21 protein-coding genes are annotated in these 24,086 nt (G+C 49.6%); 8 read left to right on the top strand and 13 right to left on the bottom strand.

What is annotated here, in order from left to right:
• Positions 1–238: 238 nt before the first annotated feature.
• The 8 genes from metH to EYQ01_05655 all read left to right on the top strand — a co-directional run bounded on the left by metH (position 239) and on the right by EYQ01_05655 (position 10,356).
• Positions 239–3,700, top strand: a complete 3,462-nt coding sequence (metH, locus tag EYQ01_05690) for a methionine synthase (protein ID HIE65292.1) — start codon at positions 239–241, stop codon at positions 3,698–3,700.
• A 252-nt stretch (positions 3,701–3,952) separates the two neighbouring features.
• Positions 3,953–4,327: a hypothetical protein gene (locus tag EYQ01_05685; GenBank protein HIE65291.1), complete on the top strand. Its 375-nt coding sequence runs from the start codon at positions 3,953–3,955 to the stop codon at positions 4,325–4,327.
• A gap of 67 nt (positions 4,328–4,394) precedes the next feature.
• Positions 4,395–5,015: a DUF98 domain-containing protein gene (locus EYQ01_05680; protein ID HIE65290.1), complete on the top strand. Its 621-nt coding sequence runs from the start codon at positions 4,395–4,397 to the stop codon at positions 5,013–5,015.
• 20 nt (positions 5,016–5,035) lie between these two features.
• Positions 5,036–5,839 (top strand): formylglycine-generating enzyme family protein, encoded by an 804-nt coding sequence (locus tag EYQ01_05675; GenBank protein HIE65289.1) that lies wholly within the window; start codon positions 5,036–5,038, stop codon positions 5,837–5,839.
• Positions 5,818–6,750, top strand: coding sequence for a 4-hydroxybenzoate octaprenyltransferase (locus tag EYQ01_05670; protein HIE65288.1), 933 nt, complete (start codon positions 5,818–5,820; stop codon positions 6,748–6,750). The genes EYQ01_05675 and EYQ01_05670 overlap by 22 nt, the downstream gene beginning before the upstream one ends.
• Before the next feature lie 12 nt (positions 6,751–6,762).
• Complete coding sequence (locus tag EYQ01_05665) at positions 6,763–8,229, top strand: UbiD family decarboxylase (protein HIE65287.1); 1,467 nt, start codon at positions 6,763–6,765, stop codon at positions 8,227–8,229.
• Complete coding sequence (locus tag EYQ01_05660; GenBank protein HIE65286.1) at positions 8,226–9,236, top strand: formylglycine-generating enzyme family protein; 1,011 nt, start codon at positions 8,226–8,228, stop codon at positions 9,234–9,236. Before EYQ01_05665 ends, EYQ01_05660 begins: the two co-directional genes overlap by 4 nt.
• 64 nt (positions 9,237–9,300) lie before the next feature.
• Entirely contained in the window at positions 9,301–10,356 is a 1,056-nt protein-coding gene (locus EYQ01_05655; GenBank protein HIE65285.1) for a chemotaxis protein MotB, read from the top strand.
• 23 nt (positions 10,357–10,379) lie between these two features.
• Here the strand turns inward: EYQ01_05655 and EYQ01_05650 are convergent, their stop codons facing one another.
• The 13 genes from EYQ01_05650 to EYQ01_05590 all read right to left on the bottom strand — a co-directional run bounded on the left by EYQ01_05650 (position 10,380) and on the right by EYQ01_05590 (position 23,964).
• Positions 10,380–10,715 (bottom strand): EAL domain-containing protein, encoded by a 336-nt coding sequence (locus EYQ01_05650; GenBank protein ID HIE65284.1) that lies wholly within the window; start codon positions 10,713–10,715, stop codon positions 10,380–10,382.
• Between the two features lie 101 nt (positions 10,716–10,816).
• On the bottom strand, positions 10,817–11,239 hold the full coding sequence (locus EYQ01_05645) for a PAS domain S-box protein (protein ID HIE65283.1): 423 nt from the start codon (positions 11,237–11,239) through the stop codon (positions 10,817–10,819).
• Between the two features lie 353 nt (positions 11,240–11,592).
• Positions 11,593–12,909: a UDP-glucose/GDP-mannose dehydrogenase family protein gene (locus EYQ01_05640; GenBank protein ID HIE65282.1), complete on the bottom strand. Its 1,317-nt coding sequence runs from the start codon at positions 12,907–12,909 to the stop codon at positions 11,593–11,595.
• Positions 12,910–12,993: 84 nt separating this feature from the next.
• Positions 12,994–13,323: a hypothetical protein gene (locus EYQ01_05635; GenBank protein HIE65281.1), complete on the bottom strand. Its 330-nt coding sequence runs from the start codon at positions 13,321–13,323 to the stop codon at positions 12,994–12,996.
• An 88-nt stretch (positions 13,324–13,411) separates the two neighbouring features.
• On the bottom strand, positions 13,412–15,049 hold the full coding sequence (locus EYQ01_05630; protein HIE65280.1) for a hypothetical protein: 1,638 nt from the start codon (positions 15,047–15,049) through the stop codon (positions 13,412–13,414).
• A gap of 114 nt (positions 15,050–15,163) precedes the next feature.
• The gene (locus EYQ01_05625; GenBank protein HIE65279.1) at positions 15,164–16,534 is read right to left on the bottom strand and encodes an aminoglycoside phosphotransferase family protein; all 1,371 of its coding nucleotides are present in this window, start codon (positions 16,532–16,534) and stop codon (positions 15,164–15,166) included.
• A 74-nt stretch (positions 16,535–16,608) separates the two neighbouring features.
• Complete coding sequence (locus EYQ01_05620) at positions 16,609–18,393, bottom strand: ABC transporter ATP-binding protein (GenBank protein HIE65278.1); 1,785 nt, start codon at positions 18,391–18,393, stop codon at positions 16,609–16,611.
• Complete coding sequence (locus EYQ01_05615) at positions 18,390–19,589, bottom strand: glycosyltransferase family 1 protein (protein HIE65277.1); 1,200 nt, start codon at positions 19,587–19,589, stop codon at positions 18,390–18,392. Before EYQ01_05615 ends, EYQ01_05620 begins: the two co-directional genes overlap by 4 nt.
• An 11-nt stretch (positions 19,590–19,600) precedes the next feature.
• Positions 19,601–20,860, bottom strand: a complete 1,260-nt coding sequence (locus tag EYQ01_05610; protein ID HIE65276.1) for a colanic acid biosynthesis glycosyltransferase WcaL — start codon at positions 20,858–20,860, stop codon at positions 19,601–19,603.
• On the bottom strand, positions 20,860–22,062 hold the full coding sequence (locus EYQ01_05605) for a glycosyltransferase (GenBank protein ID HIE65275.1): 1,203 nt from the start codon (positions 22,060–22,062) through the stop codon (positions 20,860–20,862). Before EYQ01_05605 ends, EYQ01_05610 begins: the two co-directional genes overlap by 1 nt.
• 86 nt (positions 22,063–22,148) lie before the next feature.
• Positions 22,149–22,883 carry a hypothetical protein gene (locus EYQ01_05600; GenBank protein ID HIE65274.1) on the bottom strand — a complete coding sequence of 245 codons (735 nt, stop codon included), beginning with the start codon at positions 22,881–22,883 and terminating at the stop codon, positions 22,149–22,151.
• Between the two features lie 368 nt (positions 22,884–23,251).
• Positions 23,252–23,611 carry a response regulator gene (locus EYQ01_05595; GenBank protein ID HIE65273.1) on the bottom strand — a complete coding sequence of 120 codons (360 nt, stop codon included), beginning with the start codon at positions 23,609–23,611 and terminating at the stop codon, positions 23,252–23,254.
• A gap of 20 nt (positions 23,612–23,631) precedes the next feature.
• A complete protein-coding gene (locus EYQ01_05590) occupies positions 23,632–23,964 on the bottom strand; it encodes a hypothetical protein (GenBank protein ID HIE65272.1) in 333 nt (110 codons plus the stop codon).
• Positions 23,965–24,086: the final 122 nt, after the last annotated feature.

Genomic DNA, 24,086 nt, shown 5'->3' with positions numbered 1-24,086 from the left:
CATCGTAGATTCTCCTCCTAAATTACTATATTGGAAAATTCTACTTCTGAGCACCTTTATATTTAGGGAGGATTACCGTAGGAGGTCGAAAAAATCAAGTGAAAATCCTGGACAGAATCAGAAACATATCCCGGATTCAGAAGATGGAATCACAGGTCTAAGGGTATGGACGTACAATCTAATTTTCTGCTAGGATAGAGTTATTTTTAGGTCTTGTACATCCGATAATGAGAGAATTATGAACCGAAGCGAACAGATCAAGACACTACTTAGGGAGCGGATCCTCGTAATGGACGGGGCGATGGGGACGATGATTCAGGAAAAAGATCCCTCCGCCGCCGATTTTGGAGGGGACGCGCTGGAAGGGTGTAATGAGAATCTGAATATCACCCGACCAGACCTGATCCAATCGATTCATGAAACCTATTTTGCCGCCGGCGCGGATATTGTTGAGACCAACACCTTCGGCGGAATGGACATCGTCCTTGCCGAATACGATCTCCAGGAAAAGGTCTCGGAAATCAACCGGGCCGGGGCAAGATTGGCCCGGGCAGCGGCTGAAAAGTGTTCGACGCTCGAGAAGCCCCGCTTTGTCGCCGGATCTATGGGACCCACGACGAAGGCCATCACCGTCACCGGCGGGGTGACCTTCGACGAGTTAGTCGCGTCCTCCCGGCTTCAGTCCATCGCATTGATTGAAGGGGGCGTTGATCTCCTCCTTCTGGAGACGGCTCAGGACACCCTGAATCTGAAGGCCGCCGTCATCGGGCTCCTCCAGGCCGAGGCGGAAACAGAACGCGCCCTCCCGATCATGGTTTCGGCCACCATCGAACGGACCGGAACGATGCTGGCCGGTCAGGGGGTGGAATCCCTCTATACCTCTCTCGAACACCTCCCGCTCTTGTCCATCGGGCTGAACTGCGCGACCGGACCGGAATTCATGACCGACCACATCCGCTCCCTCGATGCCATGGCAAGCACCATGATCAGCATCTACCCGAATGCCGGTCTGCCGGATGAAGAGGGCCTCTATGAAGAAACGCCTGAATCACTGGCCTCTAAACTTCTCCGTTTTGTGGAAGCCGGCTGGGTCAACATCATCGGCGGCTGCTGCGGGACAACCCCGGCACACATTACGGCCATCGCTGAAATGGTAAAAGGTCAAAAACCGCGGCTTCCCAAAGAGACCCTGAAGACCGCCGTCTCCGGGATCGACTTTCTTCAGATCGAGGAGGAAAACCGGCCGATCATCGTCGGAGAACGGGCGAATGTCATCGGAAGCCGGAAATTCAAGAAAATGATTGTCGAGGAGAAATTTGAAGAAGGGGCCGAGATCGGACGGTCGCAGGTTAAGAATGGCGCGCAGGTCCTCGATGTCTGTATGGCAAACCCCGACCGGGAGGAGTTGAGTGACATCGATGCCTTCCTGAACTTTCTGACAAAAAAAATACGCGTTCCGATCATGATCGACTCGACTGATGATGAAGTGGCCGAGGCGGCCCTCAAGCTCTGCCAGGGAAAATGTATCATCAATTCGATTAATCTGGAAGAAGGAGAAGCACGCTTCGAGAAGGTGGTCCCTCTCCTTAAAAAGTATGGAGGGGCCGTGGTCGTCGGCTGTATTGATGAAGACCCCGATCAGGGCATGGGCGTCACCTGTGAGCGAAAGCTCGAGATTGCCTTACGGTCCTACAAACTTCTGGTCGAGAAATATCACATCGCGCCCCGCGATATCATCTTTGATCCCCTCGTCTTCCCGGTCGGAACCGGCGATGAAAACTATATCGGCTCTGCGCGGGAGACTATTGAGGGAATACGCGCCATCAAGGAGGCCCTTCCCGAGGTCAAGACCATCCTCGGCGTCAGCAATGTCTCCTTCGGCCTTCCGCCCGCGGGCCGAGAGGTCCTCAATTCGGTCTTTCTCTATCACACGGTTCGGGCCGGCCTGGATTACGCCATCGTCAATTCCGAAAAACTGGAGCGTTATCCCTCTATCCCCGAGAAAGAGCGTCTGCTTTCCGAAGATCTCCTTTTCTGGAGAGGCGAAGATCCGATCGCGCGCTTTGCCGTTCACTTCAGGGACAAAAAGGTAAGCACCGGGAAGGAAAAAAAAGTCCGTCTCCCCTTGGATGAACGCCTGGCACAGTACATTATTGAGGGGACAAAAGATGGACTGACTGCCGACATCGACCTGAAGCTGAAGGAAAACAAGCCGCTTGATATTATCAATGGACCCTTGATGACGGGCATGGACGAGGTCGGACGGCTCTTCAACCTCAACGAACTGATCGTCGCCGAGGTTCTCCAGTCGGCCGAGGCCATGAAGGCCGCAGTTCGGCATCTGGAACCCTCCATTGACAAGAATGATGCCGCCAGCCGCGGAAAAATGGTACTGGCCACCGTCAAGGGAGATGTTCACGATATCGGGAAAAACCTGGTCGAGATCATTCTCGGCAACAACGGCTACGAGATTGTTAATCTCGGAATAAAGGTTGCACCCAACGTCCTGATTGATGCGGTCCGGAAAGAAAATCCGGACATGATCGGCCTCTCCGGCCTCCTGGTCAAATCGGCCCAACAAATGACCATCACCGCACAGGATTTAAAAAATGCGGGGATCAAACTCCCGATTCTAGTCGGTGGCGCCGCGCTCACCCCACGCTTTACAGGGGCGAAGATCGCGCCTAAATATACCGGTCCGGTTCTCTACGCCAAGGATGCCATGGACGGGCTCAAGCTGGCCAACCTCTTGACCAATGCGGAGACCCGTCCAAAATTACTGGCCCGGCTCGAAACAGACCAGAGCGCGATACGCAAGAATGCTGAGGGAGCAAAGAAACGCCCCGCGCCTTCTCCTGAACGCGTGTTCCCCTCCTCGGTGCGTCACGGCCATGCCCTGCCGAAAGCGCCCGATTTCATCCACCATGTCATCAAGGAAGGCCCGCTTCGGGAGATCTTCGATTTTATTAACCCCGCGATGCTTTACGGGAAGCACCTTGGACTCAAGGGAAATATCAGCCGTCTTCTTGCTGAAAAAGATGAAAAGGCAGAAAAGTTATTTGCCACAGTTGAGGCGCTCAAGGAAGAAATTCTCTCCAAGAAATATTTTACCGCCAAGGGGGTCTATCGCTTCTTTCCCTGTAAATCAAAGGGGAACGACCTGATGCTCTATGAACCGTCCAATCCGGAGCGGCCCCTTGAGACCTTTCACTTCCTTCGCCAGCAGCATGGAGATCATCTCTGCCTCTCCGATTTCTGCCGGAGGTCCGATCACACGGAAATCGACACCATCGCCCTTTTTGTCGTCACTACGGGTCATGGGATCCACGCACTGTCTGAGTCCTGGAAGAATGAGGGAGACTACCTTCGGTCTCACCTGCTCCAGGCCATCGCGATAGAGGGGGCCGAGGGATTCGCTGAATGGCTCCACAGAAAGATCCGCTCCGATTGGGGAATCGGTGATCCTAACGGCATGACCATAGCCGATACCCTCAAAAATAAATACAGGGGCGTCCGGGTCAGTTTTGGCTACCCCGCCTGTCCCGACATGTCTGACCAACAAAAGCTCTTCCGCCTTTTGAATGTCACCGCCGAGATCGGGGTCGAGCTCACGGAAGGAGACATGATGGATCCGGAAGCGACCGTTTCGGCCCTGACCTTTCACCATCCGGATGCAAGATATTTTCGCGTTGACAAATAAAAACCCATACAGTAACTTGACGAGGGGGGAATGACCCAGGATTCAAGCTCCTCAAAAACACTAAACGAACGAAAAAAAAAGCTCCAGGACCACCTTTCCCGCCTGAACAAGTCCTTGCAACAAAGCCTGTCCTATGCCTTCGACCGTTATTACGAAACCGAGGTCCTGACTTATTTAAAGATCGAAGAAAAGATCGACCGTTTTGAAACCCTCTTTTTAAAGCTAAGCGATCAGATCAATGAAGCCGATAACATGGCCCTGTTGCGGCAATCAGCAGGACGCTTTGATTATCTTGCCGACCTCCTGGACGAGCTTGAAGCCGTTCTGTACCGGCGACCGCGCCGGAGACGGCGCGCTTCTTCCCGCCTGTCTGATTTCTTCAGCCGCTTTAGCCAGAAGACAGGAAACGGGTCATCCTCGTCTAAAGGAGAAATCTCTTCTCTGACAGAAGCCTATCAGGCCCTGGACCTGGAAGAGGGGGTCAGCATGTCCAGAGTCACTTCAGTCTTTCGCCGCCTGGCTAAAAAATACCATCCCGACGCCCACGGAGGGGACCGAAGTTCCGAAAGCAGCCTCCGGCGCGTGGTCGAGGCCTATCAGATGATCAAGGGGTCCCACACAGAGTAAAGGATGCCTTGCCCGACCTGCTCTGATACTTGACACAAAAATATGATTTAAGTAGGATGAAATCCACATGGAACAGGATTGGCTTAACTTGGAGGCGTTCTGGACTTACTGCCGGGGACATACGCGGGGACTTAAAATTGATCCCTCCCTTCGATTACTCCTCACCTCAAGCGGGACCGTCATCAGACATCTGAAGGCATTAACACTGAGGTCGGTCACCGTGGAGATAGAGTACCAAGGCGAAATCCTGATCAACGATGACCTTTCAGAAAAGATAGGAATTCCGAAAAGGGAGAAGGGATTTGAACGCCGGATCTGGCTGAGGAGCGGCGGCTCACTCGCGCCAAACGCCGATCCCTCGCAAAAAACAGATCGACGTGACTCTCCGGAAACAAGATTGCTTTTCGCTGTTTCAACATTTCCCATCTCTCGATTAAAACCGGAGTTCTACCAGGAGATGAGATCAGGAGAAAAACCGCTCGGCCAGATCATCGAAGAACGCTGTCTCGAGACATTTCGCGATCGCTTCGAGATCAGCCATCTTCCTTTTCCAGATACGGCGAAAGGGCTTGGGCTCTCACAGGACACCTTGTTTTGGGCAAGACGTTATCGTATTCGAATATCAGACCAAGCTTCAGCATTCATCTGCGAAGTCTTTTCTCCTCACTCCTCTTCCCTCTTGTCCTGAGTATTATCACCAGCGGCTGCATGTCAATCTCCGGAATAAAAATAGACCCCTCCGACCCTGACCGCACAGCGCCGGAGAATATGGCCTGGATCCCCTCCGGGACATTTGTAATGGGAACAGATGAAATAGATGTGAATCAGGATGCCATCCGGCTCGGGTTCCCCCGCCCCTGGTTTGAGAATGAACATCCCCGTCAAGAGATTGCCCTGGGAGGGTATTTTATTGACCTATATGAAGTCACACAAGACGAATACAGGCGATTTACGCTTGCCACCGGACATCCAGCACCAAGCCATTGGATCAACGGACAATATAAAACCGGAAAAGGAAATCATCCTGTGCGCTACGTCGATTGGTATGACGCCAATGATTATTGCCAATGGGCCGGGAAACATCTTCCTACGGAGGAAGAGTGGGAGAAGGCCGCTCGGGGAGCGGATGGACGACGATATCCCTGGGGGGATCAATTTGACCTTGAACGAGCCCACTTGGCGCCCGGCGCGGATATCCGGATCAATACGGCCCCTGCCGGAACATACAAAGAAGGCCTCAGCCCCTATGGAGTCGCTGACATGATCGGCAATGTCTGGGAGTGGACCGAAAGCTGGTATCTGCCTTATCCAGAGAGTCCCTACCGGGACAAAGACTTTGGGATGAAGTACCGCGTCGTTAAAGGCCTTTCCTTTCATTCATTAGGACACTACCAGGAGGGAGGCTACGAACAGGTCCTGAAGGTAACCGCCCGTGCCGCAACACGCTCATACGACCCGCCGACAGAGCGGCTGGAAGATCTCGGTTTTCGATGTGTCAAGAGGGGGGATTGATATTGTTCTCCCGACCCTTCAGGCATGCTGTGAATTTCACCAAGTCCTATTGGAAAAAGAGAAAAGACATCGCGCACCTAATGCGCTTGGAGAAGCAATACGGTACCCTCCTACTCCTGCTTCCCACCCTCTGGTCCCTCTTTGCTGCCTCAGAGGGAAGGCCGAGTTTGAAGCACCTCCTCATCTTTATCCTCGGCGCCTTCATGATGCGGAGCGCCGGCTGTGTCGCCAATGATATGGCCGATCAAAAACTCGATGCGCGAGTCGAACGGACAAAAAGTCGCCCTCTCGCGTCACGTCGCGTAACGATGAATGATGCAATTTCCACATTAGCCCTTCTCATCACCCTCTCGTTTCTCCTGGTCCTGATGCTCAACCCCTTCACGATCCTCCTCAGCTTTGCCGCCCTCTTTGTCGCCCTGCTCTACCCCTTTGCAAAGCGGGTCACCCATCTTCCACAGCTTGTTCTCGGAATCGCCTTTAGCTGGGGAATTATCATGGCATGGACCGCCGTGAGGAATGAACTTTCTGCAGCCCCTTTTTTTATCCTGCTGGCCAACCTGTTCTGGGCAACGGGATATGACACCATCTATGCCCTCATGGACCGCGATGATGATGTTCGCATCGGAATCAAATCAACGGCTGTTCTCTTTGGCAGACAATCCTGGTTTGCCGTCGGATTTTTTTTCGCCCTGGTCATTTTATTTTTGACCCTCAGCGGCCGACAAATGCAAATGACGCCGGTCTACTACCTCAGTCTGGGTGGGATCGGCCTCTTCTTTGCTTATCAAAGTCTACGACTCCGTAATTCACTCTCAAGAGCGACGCTCTTCTCCCTTTTCCGATCCCATGTCTGGGTGGGGCTGACCGTCTTGATCGGGATCGTGCTTAACTATCACCCATTAAACTAAAAGGAGTTTACATTGCCCTATCAAGACCTCCGCCAATTCATACAGCACCTCGAAGGGATCGGACAACTCGTTCGCATTAAAAAAGAGGTCGATACAAAACTCGAAATCACAGAGATATACAATCGCGTAATCAAAAAAGAGGGGCCCGCCCTCCTCTTTGAAAATGTCAAAGGACACCGCATGCCTGTGCTCATCAACCTCTACGGCACGATTGAACGGGTCGCGCTCGGATTAAACACAGATGAAGCGGGACTTTTTGAAGTTGGTGAGTTTCTGGCCTTTCTCCAACACCCCGAACCGCCGAAAGGCTTTATCGATGCGGTGAAACATCTCCCTTTTTATGCAAGGATCCTTCACCTTTCGCCCAAGAGCATCCGCCGGGCACCCTGCCAGGAGGTCGTTCTGAAAGGGGATCAGATCGACCTTGATCAATTTCCGATTCTCCACTGCTGGCCGGACGATGCCGCCCCCCAGATCACATGGCCGCTCGTCGTCACCCGCTCCCCTTCAGAAAATGATACGAAGTACAATATCGGGATTTACAGAATGCAGCAGATTGATAAAAAATCGACCATCATGCGCTGGCTCGAACATCGGGGCGGCGCAAAACACTGGCGGGAATGGATGGCCCAAGGAAAATCGATGCCTGTCGCCGTTGCCCTGGGCTGCGATCCGGCCATGACCATCGGAGCGGTCACCCCGGTCCCGGAACAAATTGGCGAATACCACTTTGCAGGACTTCTTCGGAAGAAACCGATCGACCTGGTTCGCTGCCTTACCGTCGATCTCGAAGTCCCCGCCACCAGCGAGATCATTATTGAGGGAGAAATTCACCCCGGCGAGATGGCCGCGGAAGGTCCGCACGGGGACCATACCGGTTTCTACAACGCCGTCGAGTCCTTCCCGATCTTTCGAATCAAGTGCATTACACATCGGCGGGACCCGATCTATCTCACGACCACAACCGGCCGTCCGCCACGCGAAGATGCCGTGGTTGGCCTGGCGCTCAACAAGATTTTCATGCCGCTTTTGAAGCAGCACTTCCCTGAAATTGGCGATTTCCACCTTCCGATGGAGGCCTGCTCCTATCGCATCGCCGTCATCTCCATGAAGAAGGAATTCCCGGGCCACGCCAAGCGGATCATCATGGGTATATGGGGATTTCTTAAACAATTTCTATATGTTAAGTACATTATCATTGTAGACCTTGATATCAACATTCGAAAGTGGGAGGATGTCGTCTGGGCGATTTCCACACAGGTTGATCCGGCGAGAGATACCTTCATTATCGAGAACACACCGATTGACTATCTCGACTTCGCGTCACCCGAACCGGGACTTGGCTCTAAGATGGGAATTGATGCAACAACAAAAATATATCCGGAAACAAAACGGGAATGGGGAAAGCTTATCAACATGGACGTTGATGTGGTTCAAAAGATCGATCAGATATGGGATGAATTGGGGATCGACCGATGAGATTAAAGAAAGTCGCCTTCTGGTCGATGATTCTCTTCTCCCTTTCCTGCTCTCTCTCGGTCCTAACCAATCTTATCCCGCAAGGCCTGACGGCTGCAACACAGGCGAGAGAAGACCACCGAATGGTCGGGGAGTGCCGCCATTGTCATGTGGACACATCGACTTTACTCACCGACACCTCCAGACCGGAGTGCCAGGAATGTCATGGGGGAAATCCGGAAATCCCACCTTATGTCCTCCCGGTCTCACAAGTCCCCGAAGAAAAAATCATCACACAGGACATGGTCCTGATTCCTGAAGGCCCTTTTATCATGGGGAGTCCGAGGCGTCCGGCGGCAGAGGGGGAGGGAAACGCCGATGAAGGCCCAGCCCATCCCGTTGAGGTCAAGGAATTTTACATGGATCTTTATGAAACGACCAACGCCCATTACCAGGATTTCATTCAGGCCGCCGGGGCTTCAACACCCCTCCTTTGGAGGCGGGGAAGCTATCCTCAGGGAAAGTCCAACCATCCGGTTGTTTATGTCAGCTGGCACGAAGCAGATTCCTTCTGTCGCTGGAAGGGAAAACGCCTTCCAACGGAAGAGGAGTGGGAGAAGGCGGCACGAGGAACCGATCAGCGGCATTTTCCCTGGGGGGTTCAGTTCGACGCCAATAAGGCAAACACCCCTCAACATTCGCTCTCAAGGGGAATTTCGGTATCGAAAGGGGGAACCATGCCGGTCGGGAGCTTTGAAGACGGAAAAAGTCCCTATGGCTTATACGATATGGCCGGAAACGTCTATGAGTGGACCAGCAGCTGGTACCTCCCCTACCCAGGAAATCGTGTCAACAATATCCACTATGGCAGAAGGAACAAGGTCCTCAGGGGAGGGTCCTGGTACAATTGCATGTCCTATGGCTGCGGCCTTTCCTCCCCCGTATACAACAGAAGCCGCTTCACCCCGGAGATCAAGAATAAAGGCTTCGGTTTCCGCTGTGCCCGCGACAAGCAAAACCAGAGTTAAGCAAGCAAAACCTAAAATCAAACAATCCCGGAGTGAAGAAGAACCCCTGGTAAGGAGGTAACACATGAAACAAACATTCAGATGGATTTCAGCAACGTCAGTCATCATTTCTTTTCTTATCGGAGGGTGCGTTACCAAGAGCCGCTTTGAATCTCAACTTGCGGAGACCCAATCCCTTTCGGAGCGCTTACAGAACCAGACCCGCAAGCGGGCCATGCTTGAAGAAGAACTCTCAAAGCTGAAAAGACAACTCAAGATAACAGAATCCAAGCTGTCGGATGCCAGACAAGCGGCTGCAGATCAAGAGACCATCCTGGGAAACCGCATTGGGGTTCTGGAAGAGCAATTAGCCCTTTCAAAAGAGATGGGGAGCAAGACGCAACAACAATTAAAAAACAAGATGATTAAGCTCAAAGGAGAGTACGAAACAGATCTCCAAAAAAAGAAGCAGGAAATTGCATCGCTTGAATCGGAACTGGCCGAACGGGTTCAGGCGCACCTTGCGCTCCAGGATCTTCTTTCAGAACGGGAAACAGAGTTGGTCAGCATTACCCGGATTCTCGACAAGGTCCGGGATCGATTTCAGGTCACACAGGAAGAAGCGGCCCAAAGAGAGCGGGAACACCAGGAGTCGAGCAAGGCACGTCGGGATCTCGTGAACAGGCTTCAGAAAGAGATCTCGGAAGGCAGTATCAAGATTTCTCAGATCAAGAACCGCCTCACTGTTGAAATCGTGGACAAGATCCTCTTTTCTTCCGGAAGCAGTGATGTGACCAATAAAGGAAAGGCCGTTCTTGCGAAGGTGAGTACCGTTTTAAAGGGCGTCAAAGAAAATGATATTCATATCGAAGGACATACCGACAATGTCCCGATCGGTCCGAGAATAAAAAAGAAATTTCCGACCAACTGGGAGCTCTCCACATCACGGGCAACCCATGTCGTTCGTTTTCTCGCAGAACAAGGGGTTGACCCAAACAACCTTATCGCAATCGGCCTGTCTCAGTATCGCCCTGTCGAATCAAATGACACGGATGAAGGAAAACAACGAAACAGGCGGATCGAGATTGTCCTGTTTCCGAAAGACATCCAGAAAATCGCGTCGACCAGCGATCCGTCCTGAGGACTGTCCCCTATGAACCTGGGTCAACTCCCGACACTTTTCAGTGCCCTAATGAGAAAGGCCTCGGCCTTGTCAACCGAAATGGGTCGGCTGATAAAATATCCTTGCACTTCATCACAATGTATTGAACGAAAGAAAGCGAGTTGTTCTGCCGTCTCAACCCCCTCTGCAAGTGCACGGAGATTAAGACTTTGGGCCATCCGGACGACTGTTTTTGCGATGGCAGCATCATTCGCGTCGACCGTCACAGACTGCACGAAAGACTGATCGATTTTCAGGCAAGAGATTGGAAATCGCTTTAAATAACTGAGTGACGAATATCCCGTACCAAAATCGTCGATTGTGATCTCAATCCCCATGTTGCTCAATTCTTGCAGTTGGGCGGCCGTACCCCCCCCCCGGTTTTTGTGCCAGGAGACTTTCTGTGAGTTCCATCTCCAGAGAACAAGGATCCAACCTGCTATCCTTTAAAGCCTTTAAAACGATTTCGATAAAATCGTCTGTTTGAAACTGACGCATTGATATAGACCACTTTCTCTTCACTGCAAATCAAGATCAAGTCCGGTGAGAGCTCAATCAAGGTCCGGTAGCGCGCCTCACTCTCCAGAAGAAAATTCTCTGTCTTCTTCTGGAGATCAATGTCCTGAATTTGAATTGAAAATGCTGATGGGATATTCGAATCAGATTGAATCAAAGAAATGTGAATACGAACCCAAAACAAGCTCAGATCTTTTCGGATATACTGCTTTTCCAGCACCACGGGAGCCGTTCTGCTGCCAACAAGAAGGCCCTGGACCGCCTGAACACTCTCCTTCAAATAAGGATCAGACGTGATACTCTGAAAATCGCGTTTCAGTAGTTCTTCTTTGGCATATCCGGTCATCCGGCAAAAGGCAGGGTTGACTGGAGATACCTCCCGAGAGGCTTCACGGCCAGGAAAGAAATCCCTATCGGGGCGGCCTCAAAGGCACCCTTCAACAGAAGTGCTTCGTCCATCACCCCTCTATTCAAAAATAAACAGCAGGATCTGAAAATCCGAAGTTTCTACAAGCCTTAGGACACAACATCCGAAGACCAAGCACTACGCAACGCTTTCTTGTTGCCAGGAGGGATATGAAGCTGCAGGAACAAGAATATGATACTGATTCTTGTTCCTATTAAAACTCCAATCTCCCGGTATCATATTTATTCCCAATTAGCAGTCAACCCTTTTTCACATGGGGACCGTCAGTCGTCCTAGATTGCGGGATAAGAAGGACGTCCAACGCTCGTATAATTAAAACCCATCTCCGCCATCCGCTTCGGCTCATAAACATTACGAAGATCGATGAAAATAGGTGTTTTGAGTCTAAGCTTGAGTTTCGCCATATCGAGGTTCCGGAAAGGATTCCATTCCGTAATGAGAATCATGGCATCCGCCCCTTCTGCCGCATCATAGGGATCGGAAGCATACTCCACATCAACCAGCACCTTTCTGGCTTCTTCAATCGCCACCGGATCTGAAGCAACGACCGTGGCACCCCCTTTTTGAAGGGCCTCGATAATCGATAGAGAGGGCGCCTCCCGTATATCATCTGTATTTGGCTTGAACGAAAGCCCCAGGACAGCAACACGTTTCCCTTTGAACCCGCCCAAGACCTTCTCAATTTTCTCGACCATGAAAGTTCTCTGTCTCTGATTTACATCCAGAACAGCCTTAATAATCTTAAAGTCATAGTCGTGGTTTCCTGAAATTTGAGCCAGAGCGGAAACATCCTTCGGGAAACAGGACCCTCCGTATCCAGGGCCTGCATGCAGGAACTTTGAACCGATCCTTTTATCCAGGCCCATCCCCTTGGCCACCATCTGCACATTGGCCCCCACCTTTTCACAGAGATTGGCCACCTCGTTGATGAAGGAGATCTTTGTCGCCAGAAAAGCATTTGAAGCATATTTGACCATCTCGGCCGTCAGGATATCCGTCATCACCATGGGCGTCTCAATCAGGTAAAGCGGGCGATAGAGGTCCCGAAGAATGGCTGCCGCCTGTTGGCTGTCCGTGCCGATCACCACTCGGTTCGGGTGAAGAAAATCTTCAATAGCAGAACCTTCCCGAAGGAACTCAGGATTAGAAACAATATCAAAATCGGTCTGCTCTTTAAGTCGGCTCCCGATAATCTCCCGGAGGCGTGCCCCGGTCCCGACAGGCACGGTGCTCTTTGTGACAATCACTTTGTAGCCATCCATATTATCTGCAATCGTTTCGGCCACCATTTCGACATGAGAGAGATCGGCAAAGCCATCTCCCCTCGGCGGTGTCCCGACCGCGATAAAAATGACGAGAGCATCTTTAATCGCATGGGCAATATCTGTTGTGAAAAAAAGCCGCCCACCTTCCCGGTTCTTCTTGATCAACTCTTCCAGACCGGGCTCATAAATCGGGATCTCCCCCTTCTCCAGGCGGGCAATTTTCTCTTCATCTTTATCAACACAAGTCACATTTAAACCAAACTCCGAAAAACAGGCCCCTGTAACAAGACCAACATACCCGCTTCCTATAATCGCGATGTTCACTATTACCTCCTAATAAAATATTGAATAAGATCAATCCTGGTTTATTCTTCCACACTTCTCAAAAAGAAATAATTTATGATCTTATCAGGGTCCGGTAAAAAAATCCCATTTAATCTCACCATCGACTGGGTCCACTACCAGCGCATTCCCGGAAAGATCAGTAATCTCGGGCTTTAATATCACAAGATACCTGGCATTGCTAAAAAGGGGAGAATCCGGCATAAACGTAGCTGTCTCGCCGTCCCCAGAAAAAGAAAATGCTCCCGCTACAGTGGCAACACTAGGAGTTTTACGTTCAACAAGGAAAGGTCCATCAGGCCCATCAACAAAACCCCCACAGCCCGCCATCATCATAACGAAGGCCGGAACAAGCATCATGAAAGGAAGCACCCTGACCTTTCTTAAGATCTTCATCCTGATTCGTATTTTTCCCTATCCATTTTTTGAAATTATTCCCATTTTCCCCTGAAACTGACCTTCTTTCTTCCCAGCGGATCTTTCCCTAAAAAGTGAACTCCAGCTCTGCTTCAATTTGCATGGCCGAATCCGAATCCACAAAGGCACTGCCAGGGGAGAAAATGGCTGATGTCACTTCGATACTTATCCTCTTGGTCAGCTTCATCCCAAAGACAATGTCGATCTCATGACCCAGATTTCTCGATAAGCCTGCCGGACTCGCCTTAATACCAACATTTCGGAGCGGTATCACCTGATTGGGTACGGTCCATACCTGAGAATAGGAATGATAGACAAGGTCCACGGAGGCGGCTTTAATGGGTCGGATCCCGATGCCAATGGTAATGATCGTCATGTTACTTAATTCCGGATCGAACAATTCTCCATAATATTTAATCCGGGCTATCCCCCAAAGCTTTGCCGCATTGTCCTGTAAGCCTGTCTGCCTAAAACTATTGTCCTTGTTGTCACCTGGAAGTTTGTCCCCTGAACCGAAGGCATATCCCAGTGTAAAATAGGGTTTTAAGGGATATCTAAGACGAAGGCTCGCGCCCAGGTCAAAGCCGTAGCCGGAAACGTCAGTGGGTCCTTCGATCCCCGACACACCTCCCAATTCAAGCCAGGTTTTCAGGTTCTTGTTCGGCCTTCCTTTCAATGATATTCCCATGAAATTTAAGCTGAGGTTTAAATCTTTTCTTCTACGATTCACGAAGTAAAAAGAAGCCTTCTTCTTGGGGCCAAAACGGTAAGAGGTATAAGAGATCAGATTGATGATCCTATCTCTGGTAATTTTCGGATCAATAATGTTCGTGCTTAAAGATAGTTGAGATTCAACCTTTGAAAATCGGTAGAAAACCCGAACCGCATCGAGTTTTTCGTCAAAGACCCATTCCCGGGAGTCCTTAAACCTCTGGCGCCCAAGTTGCAGGCGCATGGAAGGAATCATAAATCGATTGATCAGAAGATAGCCTGTTTTAAACTTTCCTTTTAGCGTTCGAGAATTCCCGCCCTTCCGTACGGGTCTGGAGTCTGCCTGGTTTTTAATCTCCAACTCGCCAAACAACTCCATCCCGCTTCCAAGCTGATAGAGGCCTGCCAGGCTGAGTATCGTCTCGATACGGGTATCATTATCGTCCCTGGCATCATTGAAGTCTCTATTTTTTCTTTCCCTGACTTCAAAACCAAGTTTTCCACCAACAGAGAACTCGGGACTCACGACAAAATTTAAAGGAGGCGCGGCATCCCGATCAATGGGTCTCGTTTTGGAAACCGCCTCTTCAAAAACAACAAGCTCCATCTCAACAACACGCAACAACTTTTTGGCATCAAAGATAAGGCCAGCCTTCATTTTATTTTGATCAATCGCATTATTATAATATCTTTTTGCCTTTTTCAAATCTTCAAAATTGATTTTCTCAGATGATAGAGCGCGTAGGTGATATAGTCTGGCAACTTCATATGCGGCACGCCCTTTACGTTCTTCAAAAGCGCTTGTTTTTTTGTATAAAGCAATACATTCTTTCCACCGACCTCGACCTTTCCGCCCTCTTTTATCTTTCAGGAGAACGCTGCGACAGACATCGCCTTCCTTGAAATCATTTGATTCCGCCAACACCACGAGAGGGAAAAAGAAGATGAAATAGAACAATACTAGAATAAATGCGTTAAGGTTCCTTCTGGTCATATGAGTATACTTCCTTATACTAAAACAAGCCTATACTTCTATATGATAGACAACCCGCCCAAACAGGTCATATCCGAATTACTTTACTGGAATCTTCAGGGAGGGCCCAAGTCATCACGTCACAGCCTTCAATAAAGGCTCGGCAAGATGGCGCCACTGAGGCCAGATGGAGTAAAGACAGGACAACCGGAGGAGGGTGGACTGAGTATAGGCCTCGACTCTGGCTGAAAAATCTCCAGAAAGTTGAGGGGCATAGCCCTGTAAAAAGGCCTCCTCCATCGGCATGACACTTTTAGGAGACTGCATGGCCGCCAACTTGATGTGCGCCAGAAAATTTCCAAGATCAATTGCAGGGTCAGAGAGACAGATTGTATCAAAATCAATCATGAAAGCCTGGGAACGGTCCACCAGAATCTGTTTTTCATAATAGTCCCGATGCACCAGAGTGGGCTCAAAGGCCCGGCACCTGTCGAGGCCACGACGAACCTTGTCGAATGCCGCCACGAGAGAAGGACTCAGCTCCGGATGAATCTGTGAGGCGATGACACCCCAATGATCCCTTAACAATGTCAATTCATCCTCGACGGTATGCCGACCAGGAACTTTCAGGGAAGATCGATGCAGTTTAGCAAGAGCCCTTCCTGCCAACTCGATAGAAGCTGCAACCCCCGGTTCTTGCAACCCAAGCCAGTAGGAACCAGGGACATCTTCCATCAAGAGAAGCTGAAATTCAGAAAGATAAGCGATTGGCCTGGGAATCCGGATCCCGTCTTCACTCTTGTCTGAAAAGTCATGATCCCATAGGTCTTGCATCTCGACGAAGACCTGGCCTCCCCGGTCTCTTCGAACAGGATATATTTTCCCGATGACGGATTGAGGGATTCTCTTCCCGGTCTTCTTATCCAAGGCGCTGAAACGCAGGCGAAAGATACAGCGCTTTCCCAATCGGTGACGAAGGACTTCAATAGAGCATTCACTTATCTTTTCACTATTCTCCGATAAACATTGTTCCAGAATGGGTTTGAACATAAAGGGTTTATTGAGTAACTTCATTCCCGCGAGTTTCTCATCTATTCCCGAAAATCGTAGAACGAGACCCAAACCAGGAAGGCAGCTAATTCGATCCGGACCCATCCTGGAAACTTGCTTTTTTCGCGTCTTCTGCAATGCTTCCAGGAGATCATCACACCGTTTCCCAGCCCCTGCCCCAACCAGCTCACCGAAAAGGCGTTCGACCCTTTCTCTTCCCCTCTCAAGAAAACACATTTCATATTCGAGCAGGAAATCTTTTCCCTTACGAGGATAGACCCTGATCGCACGACAATCTTTCAGGACCAGCCCCTTTTGCTTGAGATATGGCCAGTCGCGCCGGAGAATCTCAAGCATTGCATGAGAAGAGATTGCCGTCTCAAGATTTCTTAGTAGAGATGGCTCATACCGAAATGCCACTTGCACAGAACTGGATGGCTGAACCTTTACGCTCATTTAACACCTTTCCTCAGAAAACTTCCGGGCCTTCGGATCATGAATCTAGAGATCCCAAACCCTTGGTGAAATTATCAACGCCCAGTGACAGGGATTTCGATTGGCTCCTGCACAACAATTCGTCCCCCCTCCATACTCAGGATTTGATCAGCCCCGGCCACGGATTGGAGGTCATGGGTTACGAAGAGACATGTCTTCCCAACCATGAGACGATCCAAGGCCTCTCGGACCTTCAACTTGCTTTTAACTTCAAGACCCGTCATCGGCTCATCCAAAATCAAGATGGGGGTGTTCCGGATGACGGCCCTGGCAATGCCGATCCGATGCCTCTGCCCTCCCGAAAGGGTGCCTCCCCGCTCTCCAACGATTGTGTCATACCCATTCGCAAGCCCCATAATGAAGTCATGGGCATTGGCCACTTCCGCTGCGGCCACAATCTCCTCCATGCTCGCATCCAGTTTTCCGTAGGAAATATTCTCCCGGATTGTCGTGGCAAACAGCAGGGACTCCTGAAGAACGATAGAAATCTGCTCACGCAACGAATTTATAGTGTAGCATCGGAGGTCTCTCCCATCAATCAGGACACGGCCCTTCTGGGGATCATAAAAACGAATAAGAAGACTCGCAACCGTCGATTTCCCAGACCCACTTGGCCCCACAAGGGCCACCAGTTTCCCAGGATTCATTTTAAAATCCACCCCATTCAGGACGGGCTCTCCTGGACGATAGGAAAAAGATAGGTTTTCGAAAATAATCTCTCCCTGGAAGGGCGGGGCCACGATTGCCCCTGGAGAATCTTTGATCTCTGGTTCCATTTCGAGAATAGACACAATCCGTTCACCGCAAACAGTGGCCTTCGAAATCCGACTGGTAAAACTGGCGAGCCTGCGAATCGGTTTGTACAGACTTCTCAAGTAAGCCGTGAATACAAGGAGATCTCCCGGGGTCAAGGCACCGCTTAAGACCTTTTTAACCCCAAACCACAAGACGGCGCAAATCCCGGCCGCCAAAAGAACCTCAACATACCGGTTTAAGTTCGCCTCCATACGCGTCGTCTTCAGACCTGCTTTCATGCTTGATTTATCTTTGCTGGAAAAACGTTGGCTCTCATATTTTTCTCGTCCGAAACCTTGAACAACTTCAATCGAGGCCAGGGTTTCGGTGATGACACTCGTAATCTCACTTTCTTTCCTCCTCTGCTTTTTTGTCGCCTTCTTGATCTTTACAGAAAAGTGAAAAGCGACAAGGACCAGAAAGGGAAGTATCCACAGGGCGACCAGGCTAAGTTGCCAATCCATCCAGAACATAACAGCAATGATTCCGGAAAGGATGAGAATATTTTCACTTACAAAGATAACCGCGACAACCATAAGGTCTCGGAGCATCCGGATGTCACCCGTCAACCTCGCCACAAGATCTCCCGAATGATGTTTGTTGTGAAAAGACTGGGAGAGATACTGGATGTGGTTATAAAGTTGCCGCCGTACCGAGGCAACTACCTTCTGGCCGACACTGGCCGTAAGATATTTTTGTCCATATCTAAAAAGTCCTGCCAGGACAGCAATAAGCAGGATAGAAAGGGCACAAGCAGCAAGAAGGGTCTCTCTGTTTCCACCAAACACAGGGAAGCGCTCAAGAAACGCCACCTCGGCTTGGGGAACCAGGATGATATCGAAGATCATTTTAATCGGCCAGGGACGGAGCAACTCCATCGCCGCGACACCCACCAGGCACACCCCCGCCTGGAGAAGTTTTCCCCGATGCCGAACCAAGTGGCCCCCAAAATGCTTAAAAATCCGACGGATCGAATTCGCATTGATTCTCTGAAATGCCGGATTTATCTTGAAAGAAATCTTCATTTTCTCTTCACCAATGGTGCAACAATTTCCATCACGCGATGGGCGTTCTGCACCCAGGTATGGTGACCGGCCTCTGCGGATGCTGCAATTCCAAGCGCTTTTTGAAGGGCGGGTTCAGAATGTAATCTTTCAATCTTTACCACAAGATCATTCGGGTCTCCGGGACGGACAAGCAGACCGGTTTTTCCATCTTGTATCGCCCTCTCAATCGGGCCGATTCGACTTGCGATAACTGGTTTTCCAGCAGCCATGTATTCAAAGAGTTTAAGTGGAGAAAAATAGAAATCTTCTAAGAATGGATAGGGTGCAACAGTCACATCCATACGCTGAATCAGGTTTGGAAGCTGATCGTACGAAACCCATCCCGTAATAGTCATCTTTTTTTTCAGTTGATGCTCCCGGGCATAATCCTCGATCCAGGTTCTAAGGGGTCCATCACCGACAATGAGTAGATGATAATCCGGGGAACGCTTCTGAAGTATCCTGAATGCCTTCAAAAGAATGTCAATCCCGTGCCAATCCTTTAAGCTCCCGACAAACCCGAGGACAAACTTTCCATCGACCCCTTCCAAGTAAGCTGGTTCGACGGCAGGATGGAAGCGCTTGACGTCCACACCATTCTGAATGACAAAAGTTCGCTCCGGGATAGCTCCTTTCGAAATGACATAGGACTTGACCTGTGCTGAAACAGCCAATAAGGCATCTGCTTCCTTGAAGACTTCCGCTTCAACAGCTTCCGCTTCTGTGGAAAGGTGTAAGGCCCGGTACTTCTGCTGCTCTTCAAGAAGAGGGGAATTTACCTCTACAAGGCAAGGAATCCCGAGCTTCCGAGCGACTCTCACACCAGCGGTACTCCACAAGGAATACCGCTCATAGATCAGGTCAAAGCGCGATTCAGAATGAAGTACGCTCAAATACTCTCCAATCGTAATACTGGACTGAAGGGATCGCCGCTCCCTGGCAAGGGCATTCTCCTCCTTACTGAGGTTCTCACCCTGCGAAGAAGAATGATCAGCCTCCATCGTAATAACCTCTGCCTTCAGAGGAGCAAAAAAAGACCCTCGACGAACAGTCAGTACCGTGGTCTGGTGACCTAGGAGGTCCAGTGCGTTGACCAGTTCTCGAATGTGAATGGAGGCCCCTTTTTTTCCAAAAACCGGGATACCATTGTCAGCCGTAATGTATGCGATCTTCATTCCAAGTATTCCTAATTAATAACGGCCTGGCTAAATATTCTTTTCAGGGCAAAAATATTCTTTTTGACATCAAAGACCTCCTCAACCTTCAAGCGCCCTCCTCGCTGTAGAAGGGACTGGAGTTCCTGATTCGCAAGAACCTCTCCGATCTCCCTGGCAAGGAGCCTCGGATCTCTCTGCGGGACAAGGAGACCCGACTTCCCGTGCGTAATGATCTCCGGAATACCAGTGACAGTTGTTGAGATGACCGGAACCCCGAGGGCCATAGCCTCCAGAAGAACCGTCGGAAGCCCGTCACGATTCCCATCCTCTGCGATAATGCAGGGAAGAACAAACACCGAAGCCGTTTTAAGGATCCGAATAACTTCTGTTTGTGTTTTGGCCCCCAGAAACAACACCTTTTCTTTCAGTCCGTATTTTTTAACCAATTCCACCAAGGCCTTTCGCTCGTCTCCTTCACCAATAATCACACACTTAAAAGACTTTCCACTTTCCTCAAGAAGCTTACATGCCTCGATCAAGTAGGAAAACCCCTTTTTCTCAACCAAACGTCCCACGCCAACAAGAAGATCCGGCTCTTTTTCAGCCTGGGAGGGCTTGAACTCATCCAGATCAATGCCGTTGTACAGGCGGATAATTCTTCCCGACCTCCCTTCAGATTTGAGGCATTCCTCAAGGTACTCTTTATTAAAGTCGCTGACTGTGACGACAAACCTGGCCATGGCCATTTTTTCGCTTAATGTTCTTTTATCGACGCTCTCATGGTAAATATCCTTTGCATGGGCCGTAAAACTATAGGGGATACGGGTCACTTTACTGACCCATGAGGCGGCCGTCGCCGCCCATGTTGCAAAGTGAGCATGGATCAGGTCAACCCCGAGATTCAGTAAAAGCGGCGCGATCATGGCCGCCTCAATTAAAATCCGATATTCTTCCTTAGACATTGGGCCACAGAGAGCATCCGGCCCAAGCTCCGCCGGAGTCACAGAAAGGGTGCTGAGGTATTTCACCGACCAGGCATCACGTGGGATTTCCTTGACCTTAGGCATGTAGTAGACGGGAACCTTAAGGGCCTGAGCTTTCTCATGAACCATCTCCTCTCCAGCTGATTTTCCGGCAACGATCGTAATATCTACCCCTTGCCGTTGAAGTGCCTCTATCTCATTAACGATGAATGTCTCAGACAGACGAGGATATCGTTTCAGGAAATAACAGACCTTTAAAGGTGCATCTCTTCCTGGGTTTTCTCTCATAGTCAACTTTTCCTTCATCAAGAAGTAAATTCCTTGTCTAATGCAAGGAGTCTTCCAATTGCACGACTCGCATTCATCGCGCCCTCCATACCAACACCGGCATCACGGGGACACACGAGATCATCCCCTTTTAGAGTAGAATTGATTCCCTTCAAAAGTCTCTTGGATGTTAAGGATTCCGGATGAATCATACGGACCAGTCCTTTGGAGACGAAACATTCGGTCCTGATGAGTTGTTCTAATCGCGGTTTGACTCGGGGAATAATAATTGCGCGCTTTTTAAGGGATAAGATCTCACAGAAGGAATTATATCCCCCCATTGAGATCACCAGATCAGCCGCATTTAAATAGCTTGGCATATCCGGGGTAAAACGGATCATCGTAAGCGGCGCACCCATACTTTCATAACGCTTAAGATGGCTTCGCTCGGACTCAGACATCAAGGGGCCCGTGACAATCAATGAGTCAAAATTCAGGGTATTGTCCTTGTATTCCGATAAAAGCATCTCCAGATATGTGCTTAATATGTCAAAGCCGTCTCCTCCACCTCCTGTCGTAACGACAATAAGGCAGTCCGTTTTCATCTTTAATTCCTTCCGGACTTTATCCTTTTGACGGACAGAGTTTTTCCGACCGATATAGCCACAAGAGATCATTTTATCTCCGGTTTTGGCAGACAAACCATATTCGGGAACCGGATCATAAACCTCCCTGGAACCATAGAGAAAGATAGCGTCATAGGTGTCTTCCAGAAGAGTATAGACCCCTCCACGTTTCCATTCCTTCCTCACCATCCTGGCATCATCCTCAATATCACGCATTCCCAAGACCAGCTTTGTTTCCGGACATTCGGATTTGAGGTACTTTAAAGAGCGGAGCAATTCACCGCATATCCCTGCCGGCGCCTTATCGATTAGAAATAGGTCCGGCTTGAAATGAAGAGCCGTGCTAAAAATCATCTCCTCACGGATCGCCATAATAGAATCCAGAGAAACCGCAAGTGATCCAGAGCAATATCCACCTGTGGAGAATTTACTGATGGAAGGGAGCTTGACATAGTCCATGCGGTCCGGTTTCTTGAACGAATGAGATTGCATCGATCCAGTCAGGAGCAGTTGCTCTGCGTCAGGAAAATCAGAAGTAACCTGCTCGGCAATTGAAAGCGATCTGCGGATGTGACCCAGACCATATGAGTCGTGGGAATAAATTAGAATTTTCATATCTTACAGCTCCATTTTTCTGGAGATGAAAATGGCAGGGAAGGCTAAATTGACATCAGAAAAGAAGGCTTGAACGCCATCCTCATTTAAGTATACACCAGCCTTGATGGGACCTGCTTAGGAAGATCCCTGGAAAACAAACCGCCGGAAGCGGGATAACCGCCCCTCTCATCTCCCACTGAATATCCCAGCAACATGCTTGAAACATAGTGCGTAATCTGTGAAAATGCACAAAGGTCGAGACAAAAACGAACCTTTCCACAAACCGGTCCCGGAAATACGTAGTTACAACTCGCCTCAAACATTTCAGGCGACCCCGTCAACAAAACGAGATCATAGAATGCGCGAATCGCGTAATGAGACAGAGTCGCTTCCCAAATCCTGGACGTGGTTTCGGGGGAATCGACGATATCCCCAAGAAGGAGAACAGGTTTGGTCTCAGGAAGCCGGACCTTGATGTGGTCCAGAACCTCTTTCAATTCATTTGCCTCTCCGTACGGACTTTTATCAACCAGGAAGACGTCGGGACGATAATGGTTCACCGCAGAAAGCATCAGATCCGTTTGCAAGTGTACATTTCCTTGATCCTTTTTTCCTGCTACAGAAAAGCCCCCGCCACAGGGCTCAGCAAGACGAAGTGATGGCAGCTTGATGTAATCGAGCCGCTGAGGAATTCGGAAGGACTGCATCAGGGGAGACCCGGAGACAACAAGAACAGAAAGGTCCGGGTCGGATTGAATAAGGCTTTCGCAAATGTTCAGCATCCTCTGAATGTTTCCGTAACCCGAACGATCATGTGAATACACCATCAAGCGCTTCATGACACCCTCCACGTCCCCCTCCATCTCAACTTATGACAATTCCATAATATCCATCATCTCTAATCTGGATGCAAGACCTGAGCCAAAACGATAAGCTTAAGAGTCCTTGAAAAATCGGGTATACTTTCTCTAAATATCTTACGCCCACCCCAATTGGAGTCGGCATGGATAGAAATATATCTAGAAAACAGGCCAGATTGAGCGATTCCCCTGATTAAAATCAGGCACTTTTTCACAATTTTTGACAAGAATTGCGCATAAAAATATCACGTTTCACAGGGAAACCGAATGTAGGGAAATATTGTATCGCGGTTTCTATCGCACGGGGGGGGGGAGGGGGATGTCATCCATCTTTCAGATGAACCGGCTTACTTGGCAGAGAATGTCTTATCCATTTTATTCAGAAGTGTTTCAAAGGAAAAAGGTTTTGAGAGATATTCATTTGCGCCTGCGCTGTAGCCAGCCTTCTTTGAATCGACCGTATCTCTTGCCGTCATCATAAAAATGGGCGTCGTGACCTGTCGTGACCTTAAATACCTGCAGACTTCTAATCCGTTCTTTTGGGGAAGAAAGATATCAAGAAGGATCAGATCAAATGGAAGCAATTCTCCCATATCCATTCCCCTTTGGCCATCAGAAGCGACTTCGACCTCATGATTCTCGGCTTCCAGGCCTCTTTTCATATAACCCACAATTCGTTCGTCGTCTTCTATGATTAAAATACGCATGGTTCCTTTAGTGCTGCCTCCTAAATTAAAAACTTTACCCCAACCTTAGACCATGAATCAAACTTCCTGGAAATCCACTTCACCTCAACCAAGGTGGGAACATGCCCTGCTCCGGCCTTAAGGGAAACCATTAAAACCTGATTGACCTGAATCTTCATTTTAGTAAAGAGACAGAGTCCTCCCTCTCCAACGGTTTCCGTCCATCCGGAAGAGGCGCAATCAACAGGCATATCCTGGTCAAGTTCATCCAAGGGCCAAATAAGTACCTTTTTCTTTAGTGCAATCCGCTTGTACTGTCTAGGGGCAGAAAATAACGAACCCATCTCTTCAATAAACGCAGTAGATGTGGACATTCTTACCTCCCTATTATGCAATATGAAAGATCTATCTGGTAATCCCCCCATTAATAATGGTTCACAGAAGTAGAGCCTGTGTTGCCAGCGTCAATTTTTGATAGGGTGTAATTCCTCCAATC

It is taken from the genome of Candidatus Manganitrophaceae bacterium (genome assembly GCA_012960925.1).
Lineage (GTDB): Bacteria > Nitrospirota > Nitrospiria > SBBL01 > JAADHI01 > DUAG01.
The sequence above is the reverse complement of the archived record's forward strand: the minus strand, read 5'-3'. Positions and strand labels throughout refer to the sequence as shown.

Excerpts from the sequence above, each read along its gene's own strand:
- metH (HIE65292.1), top strand. The coding sequence starts at position 239 with ATGAACCGAAGCGAACAGATCAAGACACTACTTAGGGAGCGGATCCTC.
- EYQ01_05685 (HIE65291.1), top strand. The coding sequence starts at position 3,953 with ATGGCCCTGTTGCGGCAATCAGCAGGACGCTTTGATTATCTTGCCGAC.
- EYQ01_05680 (HIE65290.1), top strand. The coding sequence starts at position 4,395 with ATGGAACAGGATTGGCTTAACTTGGAGGCGTTCTGGACTTACTGCCGG.
- EYQ01_05675 (HIE65289.1), top strand. The coding sequence starts at position 5,036 with ATGTCAATCTCCGGAATAAAAATAGACCCCTCCGACCCTGACCGCACA.
- EYQ01_05670 (HIE65288.1), top strand. The coding sequence starts at position 5,818 with ATGTGTCAAGAGGGGGGATTGATATTGTTCTCCCGACCCTTCAGGCAT.
- EYQ01_05660 (HIE65286.1), top strand. The coding sequence starts at position 8,226 with ATGAGATTAAAGAAAGTCGCCTTCTGGTCGATGATTCTCTTCTCCCTT.
- EYQ01_05655 (HIE65285.1), top strand. The coding sequence starts at position 9,301 with ATGAAACAAACATTCAGATGGATTTCAGCAACGTCAGTCATCATTTCT.
- EYQ01_05650 (HIE65284.1), bottom strand. The coding sequence starts at position 10,715 with ATGGGGATTGAGATCACAATCGACGATTTTGGTACGGGATATTCGTCA.
- EYQ01_05645 (HIE65283.1), bottom strand. The coding sequence starts at position 11,239 with ATGACCGGATATGCCAAAGAAGAACTACTGAAACGCGATTTTCAGAGT.
- EYQ01_05635 (HIE65281.1), bottom strand. The coding sequence starts at position 13,323 with ATGAAGATCTTAAGAAAGGTCAGGGTGCTTCCTTTCATGATGCTTGTT.
- EYQ01_05630 (HIE65280.1), bottom strand. The coding sequence starts at position 15,049 with ATGACCAGAAGGAACCTTAACGCATTTATTCTAGTATTGTTCTATTTC.
- EYQ01_05625 (HIE65279.1), bottom strand. The coding sequence starts at position 16,534 with ATGAGCGTAAAGGTTCAGCCATCCAGTTCTGTGCAAGTGGCATTTCGG.
- EYQ01_05620 (HIE65278.1), bottom strand. The coding sequence starts at position 18,393 with ATGAAGATTTCTTTCAAGATAAATCCGGCATTTCAGAGAATCAATGCG.
- EYQ01_05615 (HIE65277.1), bottom strand. The coding sequence starts at position 19,589 with ATGAAGATCGCATACATTACGGCTGACAATGGTATCCCGGTTTTTGGA.
- EYQ01_05610 (HIE65276.1), bottom strand. The coding sequence starts at position 20,860 with ATGAAGGAAAAGTTGACTATGAGAGAAAACCCAGGAAGAGATGCACCT.
- EYQ01_05605 (HIE65275.1), bottom strand. The coding sequence starts at position 22,062 with ATGAAAATTCTAATTTATTCCCACGACTCATATGGTCTGGGTCACATC.
- EYQ01_05600 (HIE65274.1), bottom strand. The coding sequence starts at position 22,883 with ATGAAGCGCTTGATGGTGTATTCACATGATCGTTCGGGTTACGGAAAC.
- EYQ01_05595 (HIE65273.1), bottom strand. The coding sequence starts at position 23,611 with ATGCGTATTTTAATCATAGAAGACGACGAACGAATTGTGGGTTATATG.
- EYQ01_05590 (HIE65272.1), bottom strand. The coding sequence starts at position 23,964 with ATGTCCACATCTACTGCGTTTATTGAAGAGATGGGTTCGTTATTTTCT.